Consider the following 22,218-nt stretch of genomic DNA (forward strand, 5'->3'; position numbering starts at 1 on the left):
CTGCATTAGAGCCATTCCAATGGTTAGACTCGCGATGCCCAATTGGAGCGATCACCTACAATCAAAGCAGAGCGGATTTTTGGGCTTTGCTCTACCCTGTGAACCCAATCTGTGAGTTTATTCTGTGAATCTGTGGTTCAGTCAATTAACTTTCTGACGAATCGACTTGAGGAAATAGAAGCGTCATGAGTAACACCAGCAATTTTCGCGGCGCGATGCGCGAGGCTAAAGGACTGCCGATCGTCGGTCCAAACGTTATTTCTAAAGCACTGCCTTTTTTAGGTGCAGGTCTAGTTCTGACCGCACTGGGCGCATACGGTGGCTTGGGGGTTATCAGTTCCAATCCCAGCCTGTTTATGCCGACCTTCATCGGGGCATTAATTGTCGAGCTGATTCTCTTCTTTGTGGCTTCCAGCGTCGCTCAGCAGGGCAAGAACAGCGTTGCGCTCCCACTTCTGGCTGCCTATAGCTTGCTCTCTGGATACACCCTGAGTGGACTGATTTTTGTCGCGCTGGGAACGCAGGGGGTTGGAATTATGGGCATCGTGGCAGCCGCTCTGGGCTGTGGTGTCACGTTTATTGGGGCACGATCGATCGGCTCTAACCTGTCTGATCAAGATGGATTGGCACTCTCGAAAACCATCAGCATTGGGATCATTGCCCTGTTTGTGGTAATTCTCGGTCAACTGCTGTTTTCGTTCTTTGGGATATTCACGCCGAGTTGGCTAGAAATTGGGATTTCTGGGCTAGGGGTTTTGCTGTTTGTAGGTGCTTCGGTGGTTGATTTTTATATCCTGCCGCGTAGCTACAGCGATCAGCAGTATCTCTCCGTTGCCCTTTCGATGTATCTCACCTACATCAACCTGTTTGTGTTTATCCTGCGTCTGCTGATTGCAATTAATAGCCGCGACTAGTTCATTGTTTTTGCGGGTTCATCATTCTTCACAGCATCGCTTTTTCGGCAAGGGGCTTTCGTCCCTTGTTTTTTTGTGTAAGTTGAACCAAGTCAGGCTCCTCCGTCCAATTCCGTGATGTTGTAGGCTGAAAGGAAGAGTTCAAGTCTGTATTCGCAATGGCAATTGACCCAAGTTTGCTTCCGGTTATCTATCTGTCAGTCCTGTTAGCCCTGCTATCAGTCGCAGGCTGGTTTCTCTTTCGACAAATCCTTAGATCGCGCCGCACTGAGGGAACGTTCGCCCGTCTTCAACGCAAGCTCACCAAGGAGAAGGGAACCGCTAAGGAATATTACGAGCTAGGCGGTATTTATCTAGATAAGCGGCTCTTTAGTCAGGCGATCGCCATGTTCCAAAAAGCCCTGAAGGCAAAAGATTTGGAAGGTGGAGAAAACGCTGCCCTGATTTATAACGCACTGGGGTTTGCCTATGCTGCTCAGGAGCAGTATGACCTGGCAATCCGGCAATACAAAGAGGCACTGGAGCGACAGTCCGAATATCCCACGGTGCTCAACAATCTGGGATTTGCCTACGAGAAAAAGCAGCTCACCGCTCAGGCACTTGAGACCTACGAAGCTGCGCTCAAGATTGACCCGAAAAATTCAACGGCAAAGCGACGGGCAGATTCGCTCCGCAAGCGATTGGTTCCTTCTTCCTGAAGGAATGTTTGATTGATCGCGGATGTCTTACACTGCCCCTTAATCCCCCGATTCTGGGGGACTTTTTGTTTTTGGGGCTAAGTGGCTTCCCATGCCAGAATCAGCAGGGCGTTGAGAATTGCCGCCGCGATCGCTGACCCCCCCTTGCGCCCCTCTACGCGAATCTGGGGAATAGGAGTTTGGGCAAGAGCTGCTTTGGACTCGACGACCGAGATAAACCCCACGGGCGCACCGATCACCAGCGGAGGCATTGCAAAGGGAGAGGCAGAGCCAGACTGAGCCATCGCAATTCGATCGCCACCAATTCGCTCGCAAAGTGCCAACAGTGCCGTGGGCGCATTGCCGATCGCATAGATTGCCCCAGGAACTGCTTCCCAGCAGGACAGGAGACCTGTTTCGGTGCGTGTTTTTCCGGGTAGTGCGGTCTCTGCCTGATCGACTGCCACCATGATCGGATTTTGAAAGGTGCGATTAACTACGCTGAGAATCCCCTGTTTCACCATGTTCACATCAACGACGATCGGCACGCCCTGCTGAAGAGCCTGCACTGCACCTGCGATCGCATCAGGACTAAAGCGAATCAGCTCCTTAAACTCAAAATCTGCCGTGCTGTGAATTACACGACGAACAATCGCATACTCGGCAGGCGTGAAGGAATGGGAGCCAATTTCACGATCGATCACGGCGAAGCTCTGTTCCAGGATGGGGTGGTTGAGGGAGGGCATGGGGTTATTGGATGCGAACGGCGACGACAAGCGCATTGCTTGGCACAGGGTTTCCCTGAGAGACGGCGGGTTCAAACTGCCATTGCTTGACCATGCAGACGGCAAGATCATCGTAGACGGGACTGCTGCTGGGCTGGCGGACGCTGGCATCAGTTGCCTGTCCTGCTTCGTTAGTGGTGACTTGGACAGCAACAGTTTCGCCTAGATAGGGAATGACTTCAGGGGTAATCAGGCAGGGTGAGCTGCGGGGGTCGGCAGCAAAGGTTTCAGAGTCCTGAAGCGGACGGGCGATCGTCTCGGGAAGTGCGTTCGCGTCGGATGCGGGTTCAGCCGGGATCACGCTTGCTGTGAGCATTACCGGAACTGCTTGCTGTGGAGTTTCAACCTGTTCTAATTGCGCCACAGACGGCGATGGAACTGGCAGCGTTTCGCTTACATCAGGAACAGGGATCTCGATTGGCAGCGTGACAACTTGGGGAGAAGTGGGTGGAACAGGCGCAGCAGCCGATTCAGAATTTGGGATAGATTCGCCTTCCACTGGGGAATCAGCAGGTGGAGACGCGGGTAAAGCCGAATCGGGCATAGTTGATTCTGGAATCGGGGAAGGATCTCGCTCAGGGAAAGGGTTGTCTGTTACCCCTGGGGGGAACTCCGGAGCAATCGCGGGAGAACTCGGCGGCAGGGGTGCAGGCTCAAGCTGGGGAAGCGGTGCGGAAGTCTGAGCGGGGATGGACGGAGGAAGAGTAGTCGTGGGAGTCGGTGCTGAAACGGGCGGAATCGGGGCGGATGGAATGGGTGGAACAGATGGGGCAAAGGCAATATCACCAGTCGGCGCAGGAGGCGTGTAGCGAGGAGAATTCGCGGCGGTTGGGGCAGGAGCAGAAGCAGACGGGTTTGCGACAGGTGCGGGATTCGCTGGGGAAGCTGCGGCAGGAGTCGCCGTTGCAGGTTTGGCAGGAGGATTTGCAGCAGGTTTATCGGGCGTTAGCTCAATCAGATCGATCGCAATCGGATTGCTGCTGGACAACGGGCTAGATAGACGGCTGCTGAAGGAAAGCGTCAGATTCAACAGCAGGACGTGAGTGGCGATCGAGCTGCCGGCAACGAGCCACCAGAGCCACGCTGGATCATCGCCTTTTTGAACGCGCCACTGACTGATCGCGGACTTGGGCTTGCGATCGAGTGAATTCGTCATAGCAATCCTTTACTTCGTTTAAGACGGCTCTGCCGGAGAATTGGACATTGCTCCAGACGCAGTCGAACTGCTTGGTTCTTCCGCCGTAGACGCAGGGCGGGTTAAAAAGGTTTGGCGAAATCCCTGAGTTGCTAAATGAGACAGTAAGCCGATCGGACCCGCAAACAAGCAGGATAGCAGAGAATGGGTCGTCCAGACTCCGGTTCGCTGACCCTCCCAGTAGATCCAGCGACCCACAAACAAATCCATCACAAGAAAATGAATCCATCCGGTCGCCGTGACTCGCTCATCGGCAAACAAGCGAGCAAGATCGGCAAGCTGCGGATTAGAAAACGCCTGTGCTGATTCCGGGTCGAGGCTATTGGCAAACAAATAGATATAGAGTCCAGCCAGCGCGACAAACGGCAGCACTGACCCCATGACTTTGCGTGTTATGCCCCAGTTCGGCAGCACGATCATCAAAAACCAGAAGGGCAGGGCAAACAAGTTTGCTGCGTTAAACAAAAAATCAAGTGTCATGATTCTGAACTCACCAACCGCTAAACTCTCCCCTATGGTGAGCGATTTTCTGATAGAAAGACAACTTTAGTCTGGATCGGGTTAACCCCAGATCAGGATTCGATCGCCTTTCGAGCAGATCTGACAAGGGAATCTCGATCGGACGGCGCCAGGAAATTTAGGGGGCGATGTCGAATCTCTGCGACTGCCCAAACCCCTCCTGGAACATGCCTCGTTTTAGCAAAGCTTCAACAGAACGCATACAGTGGAAAACAGGCGAGGTACAAAACACCGTGAACGAGAAAGGATTGTGGAACAGGTTGTCACCGTATTACTGAGTGGGCTGGGCTTTTTAGGCGGAGTGCGATTTGGGCGCGTACTGCTGCGGCGAGGGGCAACGGCAGATAATCTGTTTCAAGGTAGAAACTGGCTGTCGCTGACCTTCCTGGGGGTCTACATCGGGCTACTGGTGCTGGTGTCCTACCTGTCTCAGGTGCAGGCACTCCCGATCGAATGGCGCGTTTCGGGAATGCAGTTTACCTGGACGGCAATGCGCGTGATTCTCGTCGGGTTTTGCGGGCTAGCATTTGTCGTGAGCTGGCGAACCGCTCGGCTTCAGGTAGTCGTGGTTGCGCTGCTAGGGCTGCTGGGGTTAATGGCATTTCATTCTTCCGAGCGGTACTTTCTCGCCCCAATCTACAGTTCTTTAGAAAACAATTTGCAGCCGAACGGCATCTTTCGCCAGACCTCGGATAGTAGCTGTGCCCCGGCAGCTCTGGCATCTGTCTTGCGGCTCTGGAACATCGAGGCAACTGAATCGAGCGTCGCGCAGCTTGCCGGAACCAGCTCTCTGGGGACCTCGATGCCTCAATTGGTGGGTGCACTGCAACAGATGAACCTCGACGGAATTGAGCTAACGCCTACCTGGGAGCAAATGCGGCAAATCAACCGTCCCGGTGTGCTGGCAACCTGGCTCGAACTGCGACGGGGTAAAGCTCCTCATGCCGTCGGGCTACTCGCAATGGATGAAGATACGGCAACGATCGCCGACCCCGACCGCGGCAAAATCCTCCGCCTGCCCAGAGCCAAGTTTGAGCAAATCTGGCGTAAACAGTATGTTCCGATTCTGCGTCCGGGCGACACCGTCTTAGTGCCAGGGGATGCAGCGCGTTACCTCATGCAGTTGGGCTACCTGGCGCAGTCTGAATCCGTTATGCCCGATGCTCTTCAGACCGCGACTCGCAGCTTTCAGACCCAAATGGGGCTTCAGCCCACTGGAAAACTCAACCCCGAAACTGTCTTGCTGCTGAACGGTGCGTTTCTCGCAGGAGTGCCAACCCTCGATCGCCCGATCGTCACTTTTCCCGGCATAGAACTTCAGCAAGTCTCAGAGGCAATGGGCAAGATTCAATGGATTGACTAGCTCACGCTGAGCCGCTTCCTTTAGCAGGTCAATTCTGGGAGGAATCTAACTCTCCTGAAGGCTGCAAGTTCCCCCTCGCTCTTTATAGAGCAGTAAGTCAAAAGTTGGGAAATTGAGGGGGCAATGTCGCACCGCTTACACGACTCAAATATCCTCAGGTAAATTTCACCTTATACATCTGAAACACTTCTCCCGGCTGCGTTTTCACAATCTTTGCGCCCGTGGATTCGATCGCCTTTTTCCAGCCGTCTAGCGATTCGAGGAAGACTTCTGCGCCCAGGTAGGTTTCCAGGATTGCCCAGTTTTCGGCGATCGGCGTATCAGGAATTAGCACATCGAAGACACAAAACCCGGTAGGCTTCAGCACTCGCTTTACAGCAGTGAGAACCTGCTGCCAGTAGGCGATCGGGTAATAGCAGCTAAACCCAGTGGCGATCACCAGATCAAAGAAAGCAGGGTCGTATTTGAGTTGATCGGCTCCGCCCAACTGCACGCCCTTAAACAGCTTCGAGTTGAGTTGGGGTCCGCGTGTGTTGAGAATATCTTGTGCTTCGGTGCTGACATCCTGCCCATAAAAATAAGCGTCCCAGTCGCGCCAGGGATAAATCAAAAAGCTGACACCACAGCCGATATCCAGGCATTTTTGTGATTTTTGTGGCTTGGCAATTTCCCAAAAAGGCGAATTGAGCCGACTTGTGAGCTGTCCGGTTGCCCACTCTCGAAAAATCGGCATTTCTTCCACTTCTGGCGGTAGATCGATCGCTTCCCGTCGATATTCCCGGTTAAACCGCAGCATCACTGCCTCGATTTGAGGCTGCCAATCACCCGATGGCTTGCCCAGAATATCGCCCAGTCCACTACCCGCCGTTTTGCCTTTCTCTTTTGCCATGCCTTGTTGCTGTGCCCTTCAGGATAATAATGGTCTCAAAGCCCCCTAATGAGGAGCCAAAGGGAAATAGAGAGGGCAATGTAGGGAATTTGCCACACTTCAAGCCTCCTCATCCTTCGATCAAGGAAGATTCACACTGGGAAAAACAGGTCAATGAATGCGTTTTGTCAGAAAAAACTAGCCTCTCAAAGCACGGCGGAAGTTTTGTCGATAAGAGGGATTGCCCAAAATCAGCAGGGGCCACAGTAGCGCCAGGTACAGTCTTCCACTGCTAAAATTAGTACGGTGGAACCCTCTCCAGAACTTAATTACACCGCCCACATAAACCCCGATCGCCAAGAAAACCAGAACATTTAGCATTGATTTAGCCTTCTTTGAACCTAAAGCTTTCCTTCAAGTGTAAATTAGCAACCTGAACTCCTGCTATAGGTTGCGACGGCTTCGCAATTATCTAGTTTTGCCTTCGTTAACTATTAACAATTGTTGCGCACACTTTAGAATCTCTCCTGACGGACACCCCAACCCCGATGGACTGTAGGAGACTAAAAAAAGCTCGATGCAGTAGCTAATCGCGTTAGCCATGCCTTACCGAGTCGGCGAAATTCAAGGAGGGAAGTATGAGAGCAGTGCTGATGGCAGGGGGGTCAGGAACCCGGCTGAGACCATTGACCTGTGACCTGCCCAAGCCAATGGTTCCGGTGCTGAATCGTCCGATCGCCCAACATATTGTGAATCTGCTGCGCCGTCATCGCATTACCGAGATTATTGCGACGCTGCACTATTTGCCTGATGTCATGCGCGACTATTTTCAGGACGGCAGTGAGTTTGGGGTACAGATGACCTACGCAGTCGAGGAAGATCAGCCCCTGGGCACGGCAGGCTGCGTTAAAAACGTCGCAGAGCTTTTAGACGAAACATTCCTGGTGATCAGCGGCGACTGTATTACCGACTTTGACCTGACGGCAGCGATTCAGTTCCACAAAGAACGGCGATCGAAAGCAACGCTAATTCTCACTAGTGTGCCGAACCCGAGCGAATTTGGCGTGGTGATCACCGACGGACAGCACCGGATTCAGCGATTCCTGGAGAAACCTTCTAGCAGCGAAATTTTTTCAGACACGGTGAATACCGGAACCTACATTCTGGAGCCGGAAGTTTTAGACTACCTGCCGCCCAACCAGGAAACCGATTTTTCTAAAGACCTGTTCCCGCTGCTGCTGGAGAAAGGCGAGCCGATGTATGGCTTTGTGGCAGAAGGATACTGGTGCGATGTCGGACATCTGGACGCTTACCGTCAGGCGCAATATGCCGCGCTCAACCAAGAGGTGAAGCTGGAATTAGACTACCCGGAACGATCGCCCGGAATCTGGGTCGGACAAAACACCCATATCGATCCCTCGGCACGGCTGGAGTCGCCCGTTTTAATCGGACATCACTGCCGCATCGGGGCACGGGTGCAGATCTCTGCCGGAACCGTGATTGGCGATAACTCGATCATTGGTAACGATGCCAACCTGAAGCGTCCGATCATCTGGAATGGCGTGATTGTGGGCGAAGAGGCGCAGCTCCGGGCTTGTGTCGCGGCACGGGGAACCCGGATCGATCGGCGGGCAAACGTTTTAGAGGGTGCAGTGGTTGGCTCACTTTCCACGGTGGGCGAAGAATCGCTCGTGAGTCCAAATGTTCGTATCTGGCCCAGCAAACGAATCGAACCGGGCGCAACCCTGAACATGAATCTGATTTGGGGACACGCAGCCCACCGCAACTTATTCGGACAGCGGGGCGTTTCTGGTCAGGCAAATGTCGATATCACCCCAGAGTTTGCGGTGCGATTAGGAGCTGCCTTTGGTTCCACGCTGAAGCCCGGTTCGCAGGTGATTGTCTCTCGCGATCAGCGTCCGATTTCGCGCATGGTGTCGCGATCGCTCATTGCAGGATTAATGTCAGTCGGGGTGAATGTGCAAAATTTGGAAGCCACGGCAATTCCGGTTGCGCGAACGGTGACTCCCACGCTGGCGGTTGCCGGAGGCATTCATGTCCGGATGCATCCTGAGCGATCGGATCATATTTTGATCGAGTTTTTTGACAATAAGGGCATTAACCTCTCCAAAGCGCGAGAAAAGAAGATCGAAGGCGCATACTTCAAAGAAGACTTTCGGCGGGCGCAGATTCAGGAAATTGGCAACGTTGCCACTGTGACGCAAACCACCGAAATTTATAGTGCTTGCTTCGAGCGAATGCTGAATGCCGAGGCGATGCGAAATGGCAATTACAAAATCGTGATCGACTATGTGTATGCCGTGACCGGAGCCGTGCTGCCGCAAATTCTGGGTAAGTTTGGCTGCGATGCGGTGGTGCTGAATGCCAGCCTTAGCCATACGGTTCCATCGACTGCCGATCGCGAAGCGTTGCTCAGCCAGCTCGGTCATGTGGTAGAAGCCTTGAAAGGGAATCTAGGCGTTCAGGTTTCTGCTAACGGCGAACAGCTCATTCTAGTCGATGAATCTGGCAACACGATTCACGGCGAAATGCTAACTGCCCTGATGGTTCACCTGATGCTGATGGATCACCCACGCAGCGTTGTTGTGGTTCCGGTGAGTGCCTCCAGCGTAGTCGAGCAAATTGCCCGCCGTCATGATGGCAAAGTGATTCGCACCAAAGCTAACCCAACTGCGCTGATGGAAGCCTGCCACACGAATCCGAACGTGGTACTGGGCGGCAGCGGCGACACCGGGTTTATTTTCCCGCAAATGCACCCCGGCTTTGATGCCATGTTTTGCATTGCCAAGCTGCTCGAACTGCTCTCGCTTCAGCAGCAAGACGCCTACCGCACCCCCCGCACTCTGGGACAAATTCGGGCAGAGCTGCCGCGCGTTTGTCACCGATCGCTCACCGTACGCTGTCCCTGGGCAGCTAAAGGAGCCTTGATGCGGCATCTGGTTGAAACCCGCTCCTCCAGCCCGCTCGATTTGACCGACGGCGTGAAAATTTTTAGCCCCGATCGCGATAGCTGGGTGCTGCTGCTGCCCGATGCCGGAGAACCCGTGGTGCATCTTTATGCCGATAGCTTCGATCGCAACTGGGTCGATGAAACCTTGCGGGAATATCGTGCCTACGTGCAGGAGTTTGTTGATCAGGCGCATAGTCACGACGATCGCCCGGTTGACCTGATGGATTTATCCGAATAGGAAGCGAATCGAGGAGAGCAGAACCAGGAAACCAAGGGGCAATGCAGAGATGTCTGGCTTGGCACAGGCTCGGGGCGCAGGCTTGGATGAACAAACTTATCTAACCTTGATTTTTCTATACCAATCCCCATTCTCCTGGTTTAAAGTAAGATAGTAACCCAAAGTAATACATTTGTACAGTCAGGAGCCTGCTGACCTATGAATAGCTGCATTTTGATGGGAGAAGTGACCCAAGACCCGCAACTGCGCTACACCCCGGATAACCAAACACCGATCGCCGAAATGTGGGTGCAGTTCCCCGGGCTGCGTGACGACGACCCGCCCTCAAAGCTGAAAGTGGTCGGCTGGGGTAACCTGGCGCAGGAAATCCAGGAACGCTATCACCAGGGCGATCGCATCATCGTTGAAGGGCGACTCAACATGAATACAATCGATCGTCAGGAAGGCTTCAAAGAAAAGCGGGCAGAACTCACCGCGCAGCGCATTCATCACGTCAACGCAGATGCTACCCTAACCACCGTTGCCAGTGCCCCCAGTGCCCCTGCTGCATCAACCCCTAAAGCCACCCCTGCTGCGCCCACTCCCACCGTCAAGCCAGCGATCGGCAAATCGGCAAAAGCAGAATCGAGCAAACCCCCTGCATACGCTGCACCTGCTGCTGACCCGGTAGACTACGACGAAATTCCCTTTTAAATCCCACAACCTAAAATCAACCACCAAAACGTGTAAAGTTAGCAGCCAGGCTTGCACTCGCGAGTTACTGGCTCGTTTTGCATGGGGACGTAATTTTGAGGCATTGCCATACGCTACCGTCCCGTTGCCGCCCAACTGTTTATTCTGGCCTTATTCTGGATTCTGGCCGTTGAGCAGCGTTCGTTAGGGTTTAGGGCAAACAGTCGAGATAGGTTTCCATATCCCAATTGCTGGTGGTTGCCAGGAATCTTTCCCACTCGTCGCGCTTGTACCAGGCATAGAGCGGATACATTTCTCCAGGCATTGCAGCACGAATGACCTCATCGGCTTCCAGGCGATCGAGGGCTTCCCCCAGGGACATCGGCAGCTTTTTCACCTGCTTTCCGGCTTCCATTGCCTCATAGAGATTGCGCTGTTCTGGTTCGCCGGGGTCGAGGTTGCGCTTGATGCCGTCGTCGAACGCCTTCAGGAGCGCAGATGCCATCAGATAAGGATTGACCATCGAATCAACAGCGCGATACTCAAACCGACCGGGAGCTGAAACCCGCAGGCCACAGGTGCGATTCTGATAACCCCAGTCGGAGTAAACGGGTGCCCAAAGCCCGGTATCCCACAGCCGTCGATAGGAATTCACTGTCGAACAGCCGATCGCCGTGAGGGCGCCCAAATGTTCGATCACGCCGCCGATACAGTGCAGCCCGGTCGGCCCCGGTATTCGCTTCGAGCCTTCCGGAACGGGCATAAAGGTATTTTCGCCGCCTTTGCGGTAGGTGAAGTTTTCGGGCATTCCGGGCAGGTCTTCCATGCCGAACGGATTCAGCGTTTCTTCGCCATCGCGCCAGAGGGAAAGATTGTGATGACAGCCAGAAGCAGACACGCCCATAAACGGCTTCGACATAAAGCAGGCAATCAGATTGAACTCGCGGGCAACCTGGGCGCAGATCTGGCGATACGTGGTGAGGCGATCGCACGTCCGCAGCGCATCGTCGTAGGTGAAATTCAGTTCGAGCTGTCCGGGTGCGTCTTCGTGGTCGCCCTGGATCATATCCAGACCCATTGCCCGGCCGTATTCAATCACGCGCAAAAACACCGGACGCAGTTCTTCAAACTGATCGATGTGATAGCAGTTTGGCTTCGTCACGCCGCCCACCGGTTGACCGTCTGCGCCTTTTTTCAGCCACATCATTTCGGGTTCGCAGCCGTGTCGTAAATGCAGCCCGTGTTCGGTTTGAAATTGAGCGTGAATACGCTTCAGGTTGCCGCGACAGTCGGAGGTGAGGAATGCGCCCGGATCAACTTCTTCTTCCCGGTTGCGAAAACAAACGCAGTACACCCGCGCCACTCGCTTATCCCAAGGCAACTGACAAAAGGTTTCCGGGTCGGGAATGGCAACCAGTTCAGCCGCTTCAGGACCATAGCCAATGTAGTTGCGATAGCGATCGAGAAACAGATTTGCCGTAGAGCCGTAAACCAACTGAATGCCTTTTGCGGCGATCGATTCCCAGTGATCGGCGGGAACACCTTTACCCACAACGCGCCCCGTGACGGAAATAAACTGGTAGTAAATGTATTGAATGCCAAGCTGATCAATTTTGGCGCGAACCTGTTGAACCTGCTCATCTCGTCCATCCGCAGAAACGTATGCTTCCACGTCGGTTAATGTCTCAAGCTTTGTTAAAATGCCTGTCACCGATCGTCCTCCCCCCTATTGTTAGAGCGTAGTTAAAGCGTATTGGTTGAGAAGTGTTGCGAAGTTTTGCGAATCTAAAGTTGAACCGTTCCTCTGGTGTCTACTAAACTCAAATTGTTATAACAAGTTTGTATCTCACAATACGAGTTTTAGATTTCTTTCTCCCTGTTCCTGCGATCGTCATTGACCAAATCATCATTGATCAAATCGTTATTGACCAAACGGAAACGGTTTCCAGGGAATCCACTTTGTCCAGAGCTGTGCCATAGTGCCATCTGCCATTAGAGCCTCCAGCGTTTCATTGAGGGCATCCCGCAGCGCAATTTGTCCTTTTCTAACGCCAATCCCAAACGGAACCTGAGTCGGCAGCGTAAACGCAACGCGCAGAGAACGGTCTTCCTCCGCGGGGACAATTAGCACCAGTTCATCATCAATTACTGCGTCAATTTCACCCGATCGCAGTGCCGCTAGCATTTCGGGAAGCACTTTGTCGCTGCCGGGAAAGGGAACAGCGATCGCGTCAGAGAAAGTCTCAACCAGGGCAATATTGGTGCTGTCTGCCAAGCCGCCCACTTTTAATCCAGCCAGGTCTGCGATCGTATGAATTGCGCTGTTCGATCGCACTAAAACTGCTTCATCAAACAAACCATAAGGACGGGTAAAATCGACCCACTCCTGTCGCTCTTCGGTGATTGCCTGATTAAACCAGACCACGTCATATTTACCGCTCTGGGCACGGCTATAAAACTCATTCATGGGTAAATTATGCCACACAGGTTCCAAGGCCAGTCGAGCGCACACAAGCCTTACCAAATCTGGCTCATAGCCCGATCGCACTCCCTGGTTTACATTAGTCATAGGACGGGCATCAAAGTCGCTAGCGATAATATGCAAATAGCCTGCTTCAACAGTGGTTAAGGTTTGAGATGTCATGAATTGTTGAAGAATAGGAGAATTGAAACGTGAACTGAATAAATATCAAATCGCGATGAACTTAATCAAAATCAAGAATTTAGAAGATAGCGAAAAAAACTCAAGCAATCAGACGATGGATATGCTCGATGAAATTGATCGACAAAGATAAATAATACTTAAAAACAATACTTAAAAAGTGTCGTGGGACGTAGCCAGAAATACACTTTCTCGGACGAGTGAGCTTATTATAACAAGTAAGGATTTTCAGTAAAGATCGTGGTGAACTTTATTTTTGAGAGGTTGCTTGAAAAGTAGCCTATCTCCTACATTGCCCCCTCAATTCCCCAACTTTTGACTTGCCGCTCTAAAAGAGCAAGGGAAACTTTGAGTGTGAGCGTGATTGGCTTAGTGTCCCTCAAGATAGGGGGCTAGGGGGGTGGTTCGGAACAGGGCGGTCGTTTAAACAACCTCTCATCCAGTCGCGTTCAGCATTCGATCGCATCACCCAACCCTGTCTGATCGCCTTATTCGTTTCTCTTCACCCTCACGCCAGCAAAAACGATGACTTACCAACCCATTCAACTTACCGAGGCGCAGATCCAGCAGTTTCAGGAAGACGGATTTTTAATTCTGGAAAACTTTCTGCCGCCGGATTTTGCTCAGCAGTTAGTCGATCGCATAGAGCCACTGTTTCACGGTCAGTTTGAGACAGGCATTTATCCCGATGAGTGGCACTGGCGACCAGGGCTAAGTTTGCCGGATATCACGCGGGAAATCTGTAATGGCTGGAAGTGTGATTTGACGATCGCTAGTCTGGTACTGTCGGCGGAAATTGGGCGACTGTCAGCAACGCTGGCGGGCTGGGATGGAGCCAGAATTGGACAAGACAGTCTATGGATGAAGCCGCCGGGTGCAAAGGAAATTGCGCTACACCAGGACGGAGCATATATTGATTATCTAAATCCTCCTGCAATGGTGACCTGCTGGATCGCGCTCAACGATGCCACTCCCGCAGATGGAACCCTGGTCTATGCCAGAGGCTCCCACAAATGGGATCTGGTGAACGTGGAAGGCGAATTCCATGCCCCCACAAAGGACTATCGCTGGGCAATGTTGCAGGCAGCAGAAAATGCAGGCGTGACAGAACCAGAACTGGTTTTCGTGGAAGTTCCTGCAGGTGGCTGCGCCTTTCATACCGGACGCACCTGGCACGGCTTATGTAAAACGACCCGCACCGAAGGCGTGTTTCACAGCATTGGACTGCATACGCTTCCCTCTAACGCGCAGTTCCATCCCACAAACAAAGCAGGCTACATCTATGGACGCTATAAGCGGGTCAACGACACCACCATGGACGAAAGTTTTTTCCCAATTCTGTGGACAAAAGACGGCGATCGATCGCCCTTCCTAACCGATTACTGCAAGGATGGTTTGCTATCACGAGTGGGGTCGATCGCTTAATTGATAAGGTGAGGTCTTGTCCAGCGATCGTGCATTACCCAGTTTCAGACGAACCGCCGAAAGGGGAACAGATAATTGATGTTGTCACACAGATTGCTTGTGTGAAATGATTCATCTCGCTAAAAACCAGTGCGTCCCCTACGAAAGTTCTGCACTGGCTCAGGCTCCACTGTTGATTCAGGAGGCAGTTGATTTAGGAGGCAATAATTTAGGAGACCATTGATTCCGACTGATGGGAACCACTTACGAAAGCGGTGGGCTGTGGTACGTCTGCTATCCCCAATACAGCGGGTGGAAGTCGCATGTTTTTATCACTACTCCAATGCTGAGGATAGGCCAAACTTCTACAGCGTCTCGATCCGGAATTCAAGTTTTAAATCGGGTTCAATGCTTCTCCGGGCAACTCCTATTTCTGAACAAGGAGACTGCTTTGCATCACTATACTTCTTCCCGGTCTTGCCGCCGCACACCGTAATCTTCAGAGGATTCGGGGTCAAGCTCCCAGCGGCGATCGTCACGCTGCTCCAGAATGTCTTCGGTTCGCAGAAAGGCACGATCGTCCATTTCCAGCCCCACCGCTGCGCCAATTTCGTCCACGATATCCATATCGGGCGTGTTCACTGTGCCGCCCACCGATTCATCGCCAACCGTGCTGGCTTGATAAGGATCAGAGTCAATATCGCCGCCTACAACCTGCTCATAGTCCTCAGGAGTTCCGTTACGGCGATCGTTCATGGTGCGTCCGCCAATGTTCAGTCCTGGCAGCTCTTGAACGCCCGTCCCATACGACTCTGTAAGCCCCTGAGGAACATCATCATCGTAAATAATTTCTTCGGTTGCCTCGTCTTCCAAATCAGGAGGCATATTGCCTGTAAACTCGCCCGGATCGCGAGCGTCTGAGTGCATCTCTTCGCGCATAGGTCACTCCCGCATTCTTGCTGATGCTGCAAGATTAGCCGAAGCTTTTACCGCAACGAATCTTTAATTAGGCAGAAAGGCGATCGGCGGGAAGAGAGATTAGTCACTGAGAACAATCATAGCCAGCCGCAATCGCCCCAACTCCCTTAAATCGATTCCGGCTCTTGCCCCGAAACCACAGGCGCAACTTTTCTCAGCTTCAGCTCCGGGTGGTCGCCTTCGACTTGCTGACAGTTCCACTCGTTGCGGAACAGCAAGACAGGACGACCCCAGCTATCTTTTGCAGCTGCCGTATTGAATAGGCGACCAACCTTATTCAGTGCCTCCCAACCGCCCTCAACCCATCGCGCCACGCTAAAGCCCAACGGTTCCAGAAGGGTTTCAACGCCATACTCGTTTTGCAGACGAAACTGCACCACTTCAAACTGAAGCTGTCCCACTGCCGCCAAAATCGGATCGCGCTTTGCCTCGTCTACTGAGTACATAATCTGCACCGCGCCTTCTTCCCGCAGTTCGCTCACCCCTTTGCGGAATTGCTTAAACTTCGACGGGTTCGGGTTCTTGAGATAAGCAAACAGCTCCGGCGAGAACATTGGGATGCCGTCAAACTCTAGTCGCTGACCGCTGTAGATTGTATCGCCGATCGCGAACACGCCCGGATTGTTCAGACCAATCACATCGCCCGGATACGCTTCCATCAGCGACTCTCGATCCTGCCCAAACAGCTTTTGCGGGTGAGACAACCGCACCGTTTTGCCCGATCGCGCATGGCTCACGACCATATCTTTCTCAAACTTGCCAGAGCAGACACGAATAAAGGCAATGCGATCGCGGTGGCGCGGGTCCATATTCGCCTGAAGCTTGAATACAAACCCGGTAAATTCTGGCTCGGTCGGCTGCACTTCGCCCAATGTACTGCGGCGCGAACCGGGCCTCAAGGCATAGTCCAAGAAGGAGTTGAGAAACAGCTCTACCCCAAAGTTGGTCATCGCGCTGCCGAAAAATACCGGAGTGAGTTCGCCTGCGTGAATCTCCTCCAGGTCAAACTCTGTGCCCGCCATTTCTAGCAGTTCCAGGTCTTCCTTCAGCTTGTAGTACAAATCAGTTTCCAACAGATCCTCAATACGCGGATCACCCAGATCTACAACCGTATCTATTGCCTCACGGCTGCCGTGCGCCGATCGCTCAAACAGGTGAATCTTGCGCTCCCGTCGATCGAACACGCCTTTGAAGCGATCGCCCATGCCGATGGGCCAGTTCACTGCATAGGTTTTCAGCCCAAGCTCTTTCTCAATTTCGTCCATCAGCTCAAACGGATCCCGTCCGGGGCGATCGAGCTTGTTGAAGAAGGTGAAAATTGGAATGCCGCGCATTCGGCAAACTTCAAACAGCTTACGGGTTTGGGGTTCTAGACCTTTCGCCGCATCCTCCAGCATCACCGCATTGTCCGCCGCCGCCAGTGTTCGATAGGTGTCTTCACTAAAGTCCTGGTGTCCCGGCGTGTCCAGCAGATTGATCCAGTAGTCGTCGTACTGAAATTGCAGCACGGTCGAGGTAATCGAAATCCCCCGCTGTTGCTCCATTGCCATCCAGTCCGAAGTCGCATGACGCTGCGCCCGCCGAGCTTTCACCGCTCCCGCTTCGTGAATCGCACCCCCGTAGAGGAGCAGCTTTTCGGTGAGGGTTGTTTTTCCGGCGTCCGGGTGGGAAATAATCGCAAAGTTACGGCGTTTCTCAACGGCAGCAGCAATCTCAGTCTGGATCTCGGTCTGGAGTTCAGTGGACATTCTCAAGCTCTGTAAACCCAACTTTCATTATAAAGAATGTTGTCGGGTGGAAATCAGAATCGTGAAAGAGGCGATCGAGCTGATCAACGTTAACCATGATTTCATTCGCATTGCTTTGAGGAATGGCATGATTGGTCATCGGTTGCCACTTCAGGTGCATCGTAACGTTGTGTGAGGTTTGCCTAACGTTCCTGGTCAGCGGTTGCCGAGATCTTCGCGACACCACAAGCGGATTGGGTCAATCCATTACACCAGGGTTGTTATGCTGCTCACTAGGACATTTATCTGAATGAATTTCAATCATGCTTCGCCACCAGTTCAGCAAGGAATTTCTTACTATGTACTCAGTACTCAAATGTGTGGAGATGTATGGGAACATCCTCTGTCTTCCAAGATGCTCCAAGTGATGACTCAGCTAACCCAACATCTGGGCGTTCTGTCAACATCTGATTCTGATAATCGCGTGTTGGGGGCCTACACATAGGTTTAGGGAATGGAGTACCTCCATGCAATGCTTTGGAGCGGTAACTATAGATCTTATTGAATACCTTTTCCAAGGATGATTGACTCCAATCCACCTGCCACCGGACTGGTCTATTAGGAAGTGGCTCTTGAGGTCTAAACCTGGCAAGAAATTGTCTGAATTTATTAGTTGCTCCTAAAAGCCCTTTTAGATGTTGACTAACAATTTCGATAGCTTTTGATCCATCACACTCTAAATCATTCAGATCCCGGAATAGCTCTGGCTTGAGATGCTCTAGCTGTTTTTTAATATCAGGGTTTTCTTCAGCGTACCAATGGCCAGCAGCTACCTCAATCGCAGACACCAATAAGAGCCAGGAAATTTCAGGGTCGCTCTCTGCTAACCACACTGCATCTTGATAAAGCCTAGCAGAGCGAATCAGAATAGAAGCTTGTTGAGGTTGCAGAAGAATATACAAGTTCATCTGCTCTTGCATTGCCTCTAACTTATGCTCGGCTGGATGAAATGGCAGAATATACCTCCTATCATGAGGAGGGAAAAATATTGGGGTTTCATCTGGTCGTGGAATGCGAGGTTGACCATATTCGTTCCCGTGTGAAAACTCTCGAACTACGCCACCAGCCTTTAACCGCACACCCATGCAGAGAGAATATAGGGCTGCTATTTCATCACGCAGGGTTCCTCCATGATATCTTGATGTATCTGTGTTGCGAGGATGGATAGTTGGATCTTGATTAGGATCTAGATAATGTTCACATCGAAGAATGAGCCGACCATGCATTGATTGGCGAGGTTCTATTGGTGGAAAAGGTTCAGCATTCATTACTAAGTATGGACCATGCTCAACCTCTGTACTTCTAAAGCAAGCATCACTAAATAATTCAATCTCTACAGCAGAGTTAGGTAAACCTTTCTCTAATTGAGCTTGCCAGTTCCAATGAGAGTAGGGACCAAAATCTTCAAACCGTTTCTTCTTAGGAGAATTCATATAGTGGGCTTGAGATCAAAGTTTGGTGCTTAGGCTAACTTAGATATCCCTTATTTAGCCTCGCAATAGTGTTTTATAAAGAAATCACAATGCTTTTTTTAAGAATAGGGACAGATAAAACTCAAGCATCGCCTCACTCTGAAGTCTGCGACATAACGCTGCCCATTACCCGCCGCAGATACCCTTTAATACTCACAGATAACCTCTCAACGGTCGGTGTTACATCTTGCGTATTTACAGAGGACGTTGCCAAGGTTCACTGTGCTGCTGATATCCAGCTCGTTCAAAGGTAGAAATCATTGGGATATTGTTTACGTCTGCATCACAGAACACCCTCCAGATTCCTACATCTTGCAATACCCTCGTTCCTTTTAACAGCAAATCGGTTGCAAAGCCCAGCCCACGATATTCTGGCAAAACCCCGATGTAATAAATAGTTGCTTCTTCCAAACCATTTTTAGCACCATTTTGATAGATCACAGGGAAAACAAACCCAATGACTCTATCATCGCTACTAAGCCCTATCTGCCACCATTCATCTCGATACGAGAATCCATCTTTCGACTCGGCTAGAAACTGCTCGGCAACTTCGCGAGAACCGCGTTCCATAACTTGTTTTCGATCGCTGGCATCGATTGATGATTCCATAACCTCAGCAACTACTGAAAGCAATACCTCATAGTCCAGTGTTTTAGCAGCTTTGAACTTTAATCGAGAAGGAACCTCAATCAGCGGCTTAGGCTCTTCCCAAACAAAAGGTACTTTCAGATAAGTCTGCTGGCTCATAGTGACTCATAGAATTAACCAAAATTCCGGTGTTTTTAAGGGTGCAGCTTAGCATAACTTCGCACATCAGCAGATAACTTCTCAACTACATCCTAATCAATAGCTTGAATAGCCTAACGACCCGGTTCAACGGCAGCAAGTATCTTTAAACTTGGCATAGGGACAAACAGATGTCCGCTGCAACCGACTGGTTATGCTGCTGCATCAACACAACTCTAACTCTTTCACCTACAGGTTTAAATAGTACTACCATTCTTTAATGAAAGGCAGAATCTAGTAACAACAGCAAACGCGGACAGGTATGGAAAAAGTAAACTGGCTAATTGAAAGATATGTCTCTGATGCTGATGAGCAATTTTTAGAGGAGTTAAAAAGGCAGAACTATTTCTACAAAGAGGTTAGATATCTTGACTTTCGACCTGAAGAAGCAAACAAATACTTTTCAGATCACGAATGTGTGTTATTTAGAGGAACCCTAAATCTAGGTCGAGATGTCCTACGAACTTCTTGGATTCCTGGAGCATATATGGATGAGAAGAATCTCCGTTGTACGACCTACTATGCTTATTTCGGTCAGTATTTGCTAAACAACAAGTATTTCATTCTTCCATTAGGTGAGCTAATCAGAAGAAGAGAAGAAATTCTTGAATATTTCCAGTCCAACGGTGAGCTTTTTATTAGACCTGACAGCAATATGAAGTCGTTCCGTGCTGGTGTGTTTAACATTCAAGTTCTAAATACCATTAAAACTTTAGGAAGTGAGTTAAGACGAGATGAAACAACTTTAGTACTCGTGAGTGGAAAGCGATCGATTACTAAGGAGTGGCGATTTTTTGTTTACAAAGACGAGATCATCACTGGTTCTCTTTACCTGATTGGAGAGGAAAGAATTGACGAGAGAATTAAAGGTGGCTATTTAGTAAATTACCTTGCTGAAGTGTTAAAGCAGGTTAATTGGTATCCAGAATTGCTCTACACAGTAGATATTTGTGAGTCGGAAGGGGAGTTATTTATCCTAGAACTTGGTTCTTTTAGCTGTGCTGGAGAGTATGGGTGTGATTTGAGCTTGATTATAGAGGCTGGTGTGAAGGCAGCTTGGGAAGACTATGAAGCGGTAAACGGTTAATTGTGACTATTTGCTATGCACCTCAAAATAACTTATTGCTAAAGCTTAACAGTAATCGTGAAAACGTTTTCCCTACTGAGGTTTGGCAACATAACAAGTTATTAGACTGAATGTTTCTGCCTAAGATCCCTGGGCAGCGATATAGGCTGAAATATCTCCGCATAGGATCTCACTTTAGCTGCTTAGACGGAAATGATTCTGTATAAGAGCCTAATTCAAGGGTTTAGGTAGGAATATTCTGTACAATCCTCCTTCCCTGCCTCAAAACCAGTTGCTTCGCAGTTCCCCGAAGGAGTAATCGCCCTAAACAGGTTTTTAGCAATCATGTTCAGGCTGTGTTGATTGTAGATCGATGGGCAAGATCTACACCGATCGTCCCTGCTCCTTTTGCACAAGGCAAATTGATGAGCATATTAGAACGATAGGCTCAAATCCCTCTTGCAGGGAGTTCAGGAGGATCGAACAGTTTTCAGGTTGGCAACTGCCAGATTCTCACCGTTTTATCTGAACTGCCGCTCACCAGCAGCTTACCGTCTTGACTAATCGCCAGGGAGTTTACAGCATCGGCGTGATCTGCCCAGGTCATTAGCACTCGACCGCTTGCTAAATCCCAGATGCGAATGGTTGTATCGCTGCTGCCGCTGACCAGCAATCGATCGTTTGGCGTAATCACGATCGCATTCACATCACGAGTGTGTTCAGCCAGCGATCGCAGCATTTCCCCGGTCTGGTAGTTCCAGACGCGAATCGTTTTGTCTTTGCTGCCTGTAACCAACGTTTTGCCATCTGCACAAAAGGCGATCGAATTAATCGAGTTGAGGTGTCCCGATAAAACCTGGAGGGGGCTGCCCGTGGTCAGATTCCAGAGCCGCACTTTGTTGTCCAGTGCACCACTTGCCAACAGTTTGCCATCGGGACTGATTGCCAGCGTTCGAATCATGCCTGTTTCACCGCCCAGAGTTCGCATTAATGCGCCCGTAGTCAGACTCCAGATGCGGATCGTGCGGTCTTCGCCGCCGCTGACAAACAGTTTGCTGTCGGGGCTAACACTGACGGCATTGACATCGCGACTGTGACCCGTCAGGGTTCCCAGCAGCGTACCCGTACTGACATTCCAGATTTTAAGCGTGTAGTCATCGCTGCCGCTAATCAGGGCTTTGCCATCAGGACTGAGGGCGATCGTATTGACGCCCCGGCTATGCCCTTTCAGGATAGACATTTCTTGACCCGTCACGGCATCCCAGATCCGCACTGTATCATCCAGACTGCTGCTTGCCACTTTTTGAACATTGGAGCCAATAGCAACGCACGTTACCCAGGAAGCGTGTCCGGTGAGAATGTGCATTGCGCGGGACGATCGATTGCTGCCCCGACTCGAAATCACGTTAGGCTGACCCGAATTGGGTGTCGCAGGCAAACTCTCCCAGGGCGGCTGCACCTGAGGTGGCTTTGGAGTGGGCGGAGTAGAGGCAAACGGTTTAGACAGAGGGGGTCTAGACGAAGGCGGTTTACTGGCTATAGCAGGCGGTACGGTGGCTCGTTTGGGAGCACTGATCGGCTGTCCCCCCAAGCCAACAGGCTGAATGGGCGGCTTTGCAGTTCTCGCCAAAGGCAATTGCGCCACCGTGGGGAAAAAGGAGTCGGCATTTAGGTCACGCATGACCTCATCGGCAGACTGATAGCGTTCGTTGACCAGATCCTTCAACATATAGTCCAGGATGTGGGCAAGTTGATCGCTCACCAGCGTTTTCTTGTCATTACGCAAATATTCTCGCCAAATCCAGCAGCCGTTGAGCGGGTCATAAAGGTTGTCGGGTCGAGTTTCCGTCATCAAATGCAG

General features: G+C 51.1%; 20 protein-coding genes. 8 read left to right on the top strand and 12 right to left on the bottom strand.

The features are described 5' to 3' along the window. The first annotated feature begins 185 nt into the window (after positions 1 to 185). Both H6F80_RS19650 and H6F80_RS19655 read left to right on the top strand, forming a co-directional pair. Positions 186 to 914, top strand: coding sequence for a Bax inhibitor-1/YccA family protein (locus tag H6F80_RS19650; protein ID WP_190793214.1), 729 nt, complete (start codon positions 186 to 188; stop codon positions 912 to 914). Positions 915 to 1,072: 158 nt separating this feature from the next. Next, positions 1,073 to 1,612 carry a tetratricopeptide repeat protein gene (locus H6F80_RS19655; protein ID WP_199296700.1) on the top strand — a complete coding sequence of 180 codons (540 nt, stop codon included), beginning with the start codon at positions 1,073 to 1,075 and terminating at the stop codon, positions 1,610 to 1,612. Between the two features lie 77 nt (positions 1,613 to 1,689). Here the strand turns inward: H6F80_RS19655 and H6F80_RS19660 are convergent, their stop codons facing one another. The 3 genes from H6F80_RS19660 to H6F80_RS19670 are packed head-to-tail and all read right to left on the bottom strand — an operon-like array spanning position 1,690 to position 4,051. Beyond that, a complete protein-coding gene (locus tag H6F80_RS19660; protein WP_190793215.1) occupies positions 1,690 to 2,337 on the bottom strand; it encodes a precorrin-8X methylmutase in 648 nt (215 codons plus the stop codon). A gap of 4 nt (positions 2,338 to 2,341) precedes the next feature. Further along, the gene (locus H6F80_RS19665) at positions 2,342 to 3,532 is read right to left on the bottom strand and encodes a TonB family protein (RefSeq protein WP_190793216.1); all 1,191 of its coding nucleotides are present in this window, start codon (positions 3,530 to 3,532) and stop codon (positions 2,342 to 2,344) included. An 18-nt stretch (positions 3,533 to 3,550) separates the two neighbouring features. Next, the gene (locus tag H6F80_RS19670) at positions 3,551 to 4,051 is read right to left on the bottom strand and encodes an ABA4-like family protein (protein ID WP_190793217.1); all 501 of its coding nucleotides are present in this window, start codon (positions 4,049 to 4,051) and stop codon (positions 3,551 to 3,553) included. A gap of 289 nt (positions 4,052 to 4,340) precedes the next feature. On the opposite strand from H6F80_RS19670, the gene H6F80_RS19675 reads away from it, so the two are divergent. After that, positions 4,341 to 5,453: a cysteine peptidase family C39 domain-containing protein gene (locus H6F80_RS19675; protein ID WP_190793218.1), complete on the top strand. Its 1,113-nt coding sequence runs from the start codon at positions 4,341 to 4,343 to the stop codon at positions 5,451 to 5,453. A 154-nt stretch (positions 5,454 to 5,607) separates the two neighbouring features. Here H6F80_RS19675 and H6F80_RS19680 read toward each other — a convergent pair whose 3' ends face one another. Together H6F80_RS19680 and H6F80_RS19685 are read right to left on the bottom strand one after the other, a co-directional pair. Then, a complete protein-coding gene (locus H6F80_RS19680) occupies positions 5,608 to 6,342 on the bottom strand; it encodes a class I SAM-dependent methyltransferase (RefSeq protein ID WP_190793219.1) in 735 nt (244 codons plus the stop codon). 177 nt (positions 6,343 to 6,519) lie between these two features. Beyond that, the gene (locus H6F80_RS19685; RefSeq protein WP_190793220.1) at positions 6,520 to 6,702 is read right to left on the bottom strand and encodes a hypothetical protein; all 183 of its coding nucleotides are present in this window, start codon (positions 6,700 to 6,702) and stop codon (positions 6,520 to 6,522) included. Between the two features lie 257 nt (positions 6,703 to 6,959). Between H6F80_RS19685 and H6F80_RS19690 the strand changes: the two genes are divergently transcribed. Then, positions 6,960 to 9,530 carry a mannose-1-phosphate guanyltransferase gene (locus H6F80_RS19690; RefSeq protein ID WP_190793221.1) on the top strand — a complete coding sequence of 857 codons (2,571 nt, stop codon included), beginning with the start codon at positions 6,960 to 6,962 and terminating at the stop codon, positions 9,528 to 9,530. Between the two features lie 198 nt (positions 9,531 to 9,728). Then, entirely contained in the window at positions 9,729 to 10,223 is a 495-nt protein-coding gene (locus H6F80_RS19695) for a single-stranded DNA-binding protein (RefSeq protein ID WP_190793222.1), read from the top strand. A gap of 190 nt (positions 10,224 to 10,413) precedes the next feature. Here the strand turns inward: H6F80_RS19695 and H6F80_RS19700 are convergent, their stop codons facing one another. Continuing rightward, entirely contained in the window at positions 10,414 to 11,913 is a 1,500-nt protein-coding gene (locus tag H6F80_RS19700; RefSeq protein WP_190793223.1) for a type I glutamate--ammonia ligase, read from the bottom strand. Positions 11,914 to 12,123: 210 nt separating this feature from the next. After that, positions 12,124 to 12,846, bottom strand: coding sequence for a substrate-binding periplasmic protein (locus tag H6F80_RS19705; RefSeq protein ID WP_190793224.1), 723 nt, complete (start codon positions 12,844 to 12,846; stop codon positions 12,124 to 12,126). Between the two features lie 543 nt (positions 12,847 to 13,389). Between H6F80_RS19705 and H6F80_RS19710 the strand changes: the two genes are divergently transcribed. Beyond that, a complete protein-coding gene (locus H6F80_RS19710; protein ID WP_190793225.1) occupies positions 13,390 to 14,289 on the top strand; it encodes a phytanoyl-CoA dioxygenase family protein in 900 nt (299 codons plus the stop codon). A 438-nt stretch (positions 14,290 to 14,727) separates the two neighbouring features. Here the strand turns inward: H6F80_RS19710 and H6F80_RS19715 are convergent, their stop codons facing one another. Continuing rightward, positions 14,728 to 15,207 carry a DUF6335 family protein gene (locus H6F80_RS19715; RefSeq protein ID WP_242067462.1) on the bottom strand — a complete coding sequence of 160 codons (480 nt, stop codon included), beginning with the start codon at positions 15,205 to 15,207 and terminating at the stop codon, positions 14,728 to 14,730. A gap of 146 nt (positions 15,208 to 15,353) precedes the next feature. After that, positions 15,354 to 16,994, bottom strand: coding sequence for a peptide chain release factor 3 (gene prfC, locus H6F80_RS19720; RefSeq protein WP_190793226.1), 1,641 nt, complete (start codon positions 16,992 to 16,994; stop codon positions 15,354 to 15,356). A gap of 46 nt (positions 16,995 to 17,040) precedes the next feature. Here prfC and H6F80_RS30470 point away from each other — a divergent pair, with 46 nt between their 5' ends. Then, positions 17,041 to 17,169 (top strand): hypothetical protein, encoded by a 129-nt coding sequence (locus H6F80_RS30470; RefSeq protein WP_277879226.1) that lies wholly within the window; start codon positions 17,041 to 17,043, stop codon positions 17,167 to 17,169. A 169-nt stretch (positions 17,170 to 17,338) separates the two neighbouring features. Here H6F80_RS30470 and H6F80_RS19725 read toward each other — a convergent pair whose 3' ends face one another. Together H6F80_RS19725 and H6F80_RS19730 are read right to left on the bottom strand one after the other, a co-directional pair. Beyond that, complete coding sequence (locus tag H6F80_RS19725; RefSeq protein WP_190793227.1) at positions 17,339 to 18,466, bottom strand: hypothetical protein; 1,128 nt, start codon at positions 18,464 to 18,466, stop codon at positions 17,339 to 17,341. A gap of 234 nt (positions 18,467 to 18,700) precedes the next feature. Continuing rightward, the gene (locus H6F80_RS19730) at positions 18,701 to 19,252 is read right to left on the bottom strand and encodes a GNAT family N-acetyltransferase (RefSeq protein WP_190793228.1); all 552 of its coding nucleotides are present in this window, start codon (positions 19,250 to 19,252) and stop codon (positions 18,701 to 18,703) included. Positions 19,253 to 19,553: 301 nt separating this feature from the next. Here H6F80_RS19730 and H6F80_RS19735 point away from each other — a divergent pair, with 301 nt between their 5' ends. Beyond that, a complete protein-coding gene (locus H6F80_RS19735) occupies positions 19,554 to 20,378 on the top strand; it encodes an ATP-grasp domain-containing protein (protein ID WP_190793229.1) in 825 nt (274 codons plus the stop codon). A gap of 469 nt (positions 20,379 to 20,847) precedes the next feature. On the opposite strand, the gene H6F80_RS19740 is transcribed toward H6F80_RS19735, so the two are convergent. Continuing rightward, positions 20,848 to 22,218 (bottom strand): WD40 repeat domain-containing protein (locus H6F80_RS19740; protein ID WP_518523616.1); only part of this gene is annotated, 1,371 nt, incomplete at its 5' end.

The organism is Leptolyngbya sp. FACHB-711 (genome assembly GCF_014695615.1).
In the GTDB taxonomy this organism is placed as follows: Bacteria; Cyanobacteriota; Cyanobacteriia; order Elainellales; family Elainellaceae; genus Leptolyngbya_A.

Excerpts from the sequence above, each read along its gene's own strand:
- H6F80_RS19715 (WP_242067462.1), bottom strand. The coding sequence starts at position 15,207 with ATGCGCGAAGAGATGCACTCAGACGCTCGCGATCCGGGCGAGTTTACA.
- H6F80_RS19685 (WP_190793220.1), bottom strand. The coding sequence starts at position 6,702 with ATGCTAAATGTTCTGGTTTTCTTGGCGATCGGGGTTTATGTGGGCGGT.
- H6F80_RS19725 (WP_190793227.1), bottom strand. The coding sequence starts at position 18,466 with ATGAATTCTCCTAAGAAGAAACGGTTTGAAGATTTTGGTCCCTACTCT.
- H6F80_RS19660 (WP_190793215.1), bottom strand. The coding sequence starts at position 2,337 with ATGCCCTCCCTCAACCACCCCATCCTGGAACAGAGCTTCGCCGTGATC.
- H6F80_RS19670 (WP_190793217.1), bottom strand. The coding sequence starts at position 4,051 with ATGACACTTGATTTTTTGTTTAACGCAGCAAACTTGTTTGCCCTGCCC.
- H6F80_RS19710 (WP_190793225.1), top strand. The coding sequence starts at position 13,390 with ATGACTTACCAACCCATTCAACTTACCGAGGCGCAGATCCAGCAGTTT.
- H6F80_RS19665 (WP_190793216.1), bottom strand. The coding sequence starts at position 3,532 with ATGACGAATTCACTCGATCGCAAGCCCAAGTCCGCGATCAGTCAGTGG.
- H6F80_RS19650 (WP_190793214.1), top strand. The coding sequence starts at position 186 with ATGAGTAACACCAGCAATTTTCGCGGCGCGATGCGCGAGGCTAAAGGA.
- H6F80_RS19735 (WP_190793229.1), top strand. The coding sequence starts at position 19,554 with ATGGAAAAAGTAAACTGGCTAATTGAAAGATATGTCTCTGATGCTGAT.
- prfC (WP_190793226.1), bottom strand. The coding sequence starts at position 16,994 with ATGTCCACTGAACTCCAGACCGAGATCCAGACTGAGATTGCTGCTGCC.
- H6F80_RS19680 (WP_190793219.1), bottom strand. The coding sequence starts at position 6,342 with ATGGCAAAAGAGAAAGGCAAAACGGCGGGTAGTGGACTGGGCGATATT.
- H6F80_RS19655 (WP_199296700.1), top strand. The coding sequence starts at position 1,073 with ATGGCAATTGACCCAAGTTTGCTTCCGGTTATCTATCTGTCAGTCCTG.
- H6F80_RS19730 (WP_190793228.1), bottom strand. The coding sequence starts at position 19,252 with ATGAGCCAGCAGACTTATCTGAAAGTACCTTTTGTTTGGGAAGAGCCT.
- H6F80_RS19695 (WP_190793222.1), top strand. The coding sequence starts at position 9,729 with ATGAATAGCTGCATTTTGATGGGAGAAGTGACCCAAGACCCGCAACTG.
- H6F80_RS19690 (WP_190793221.1), top strand. The coding sequence starts at position 6,960 with ATGAGAGCAGTGCTGATGGCAGGGGGGTCAGGAACCCGGCTGAGACCA.
- H6F80_RS19705 (WP_190793224.1), bottom strand. The coding sequence starts at position 12,846 with ATGACATCTCAAACCTTAACCACTGTTGAAGCAGGCTATTTGCATATT.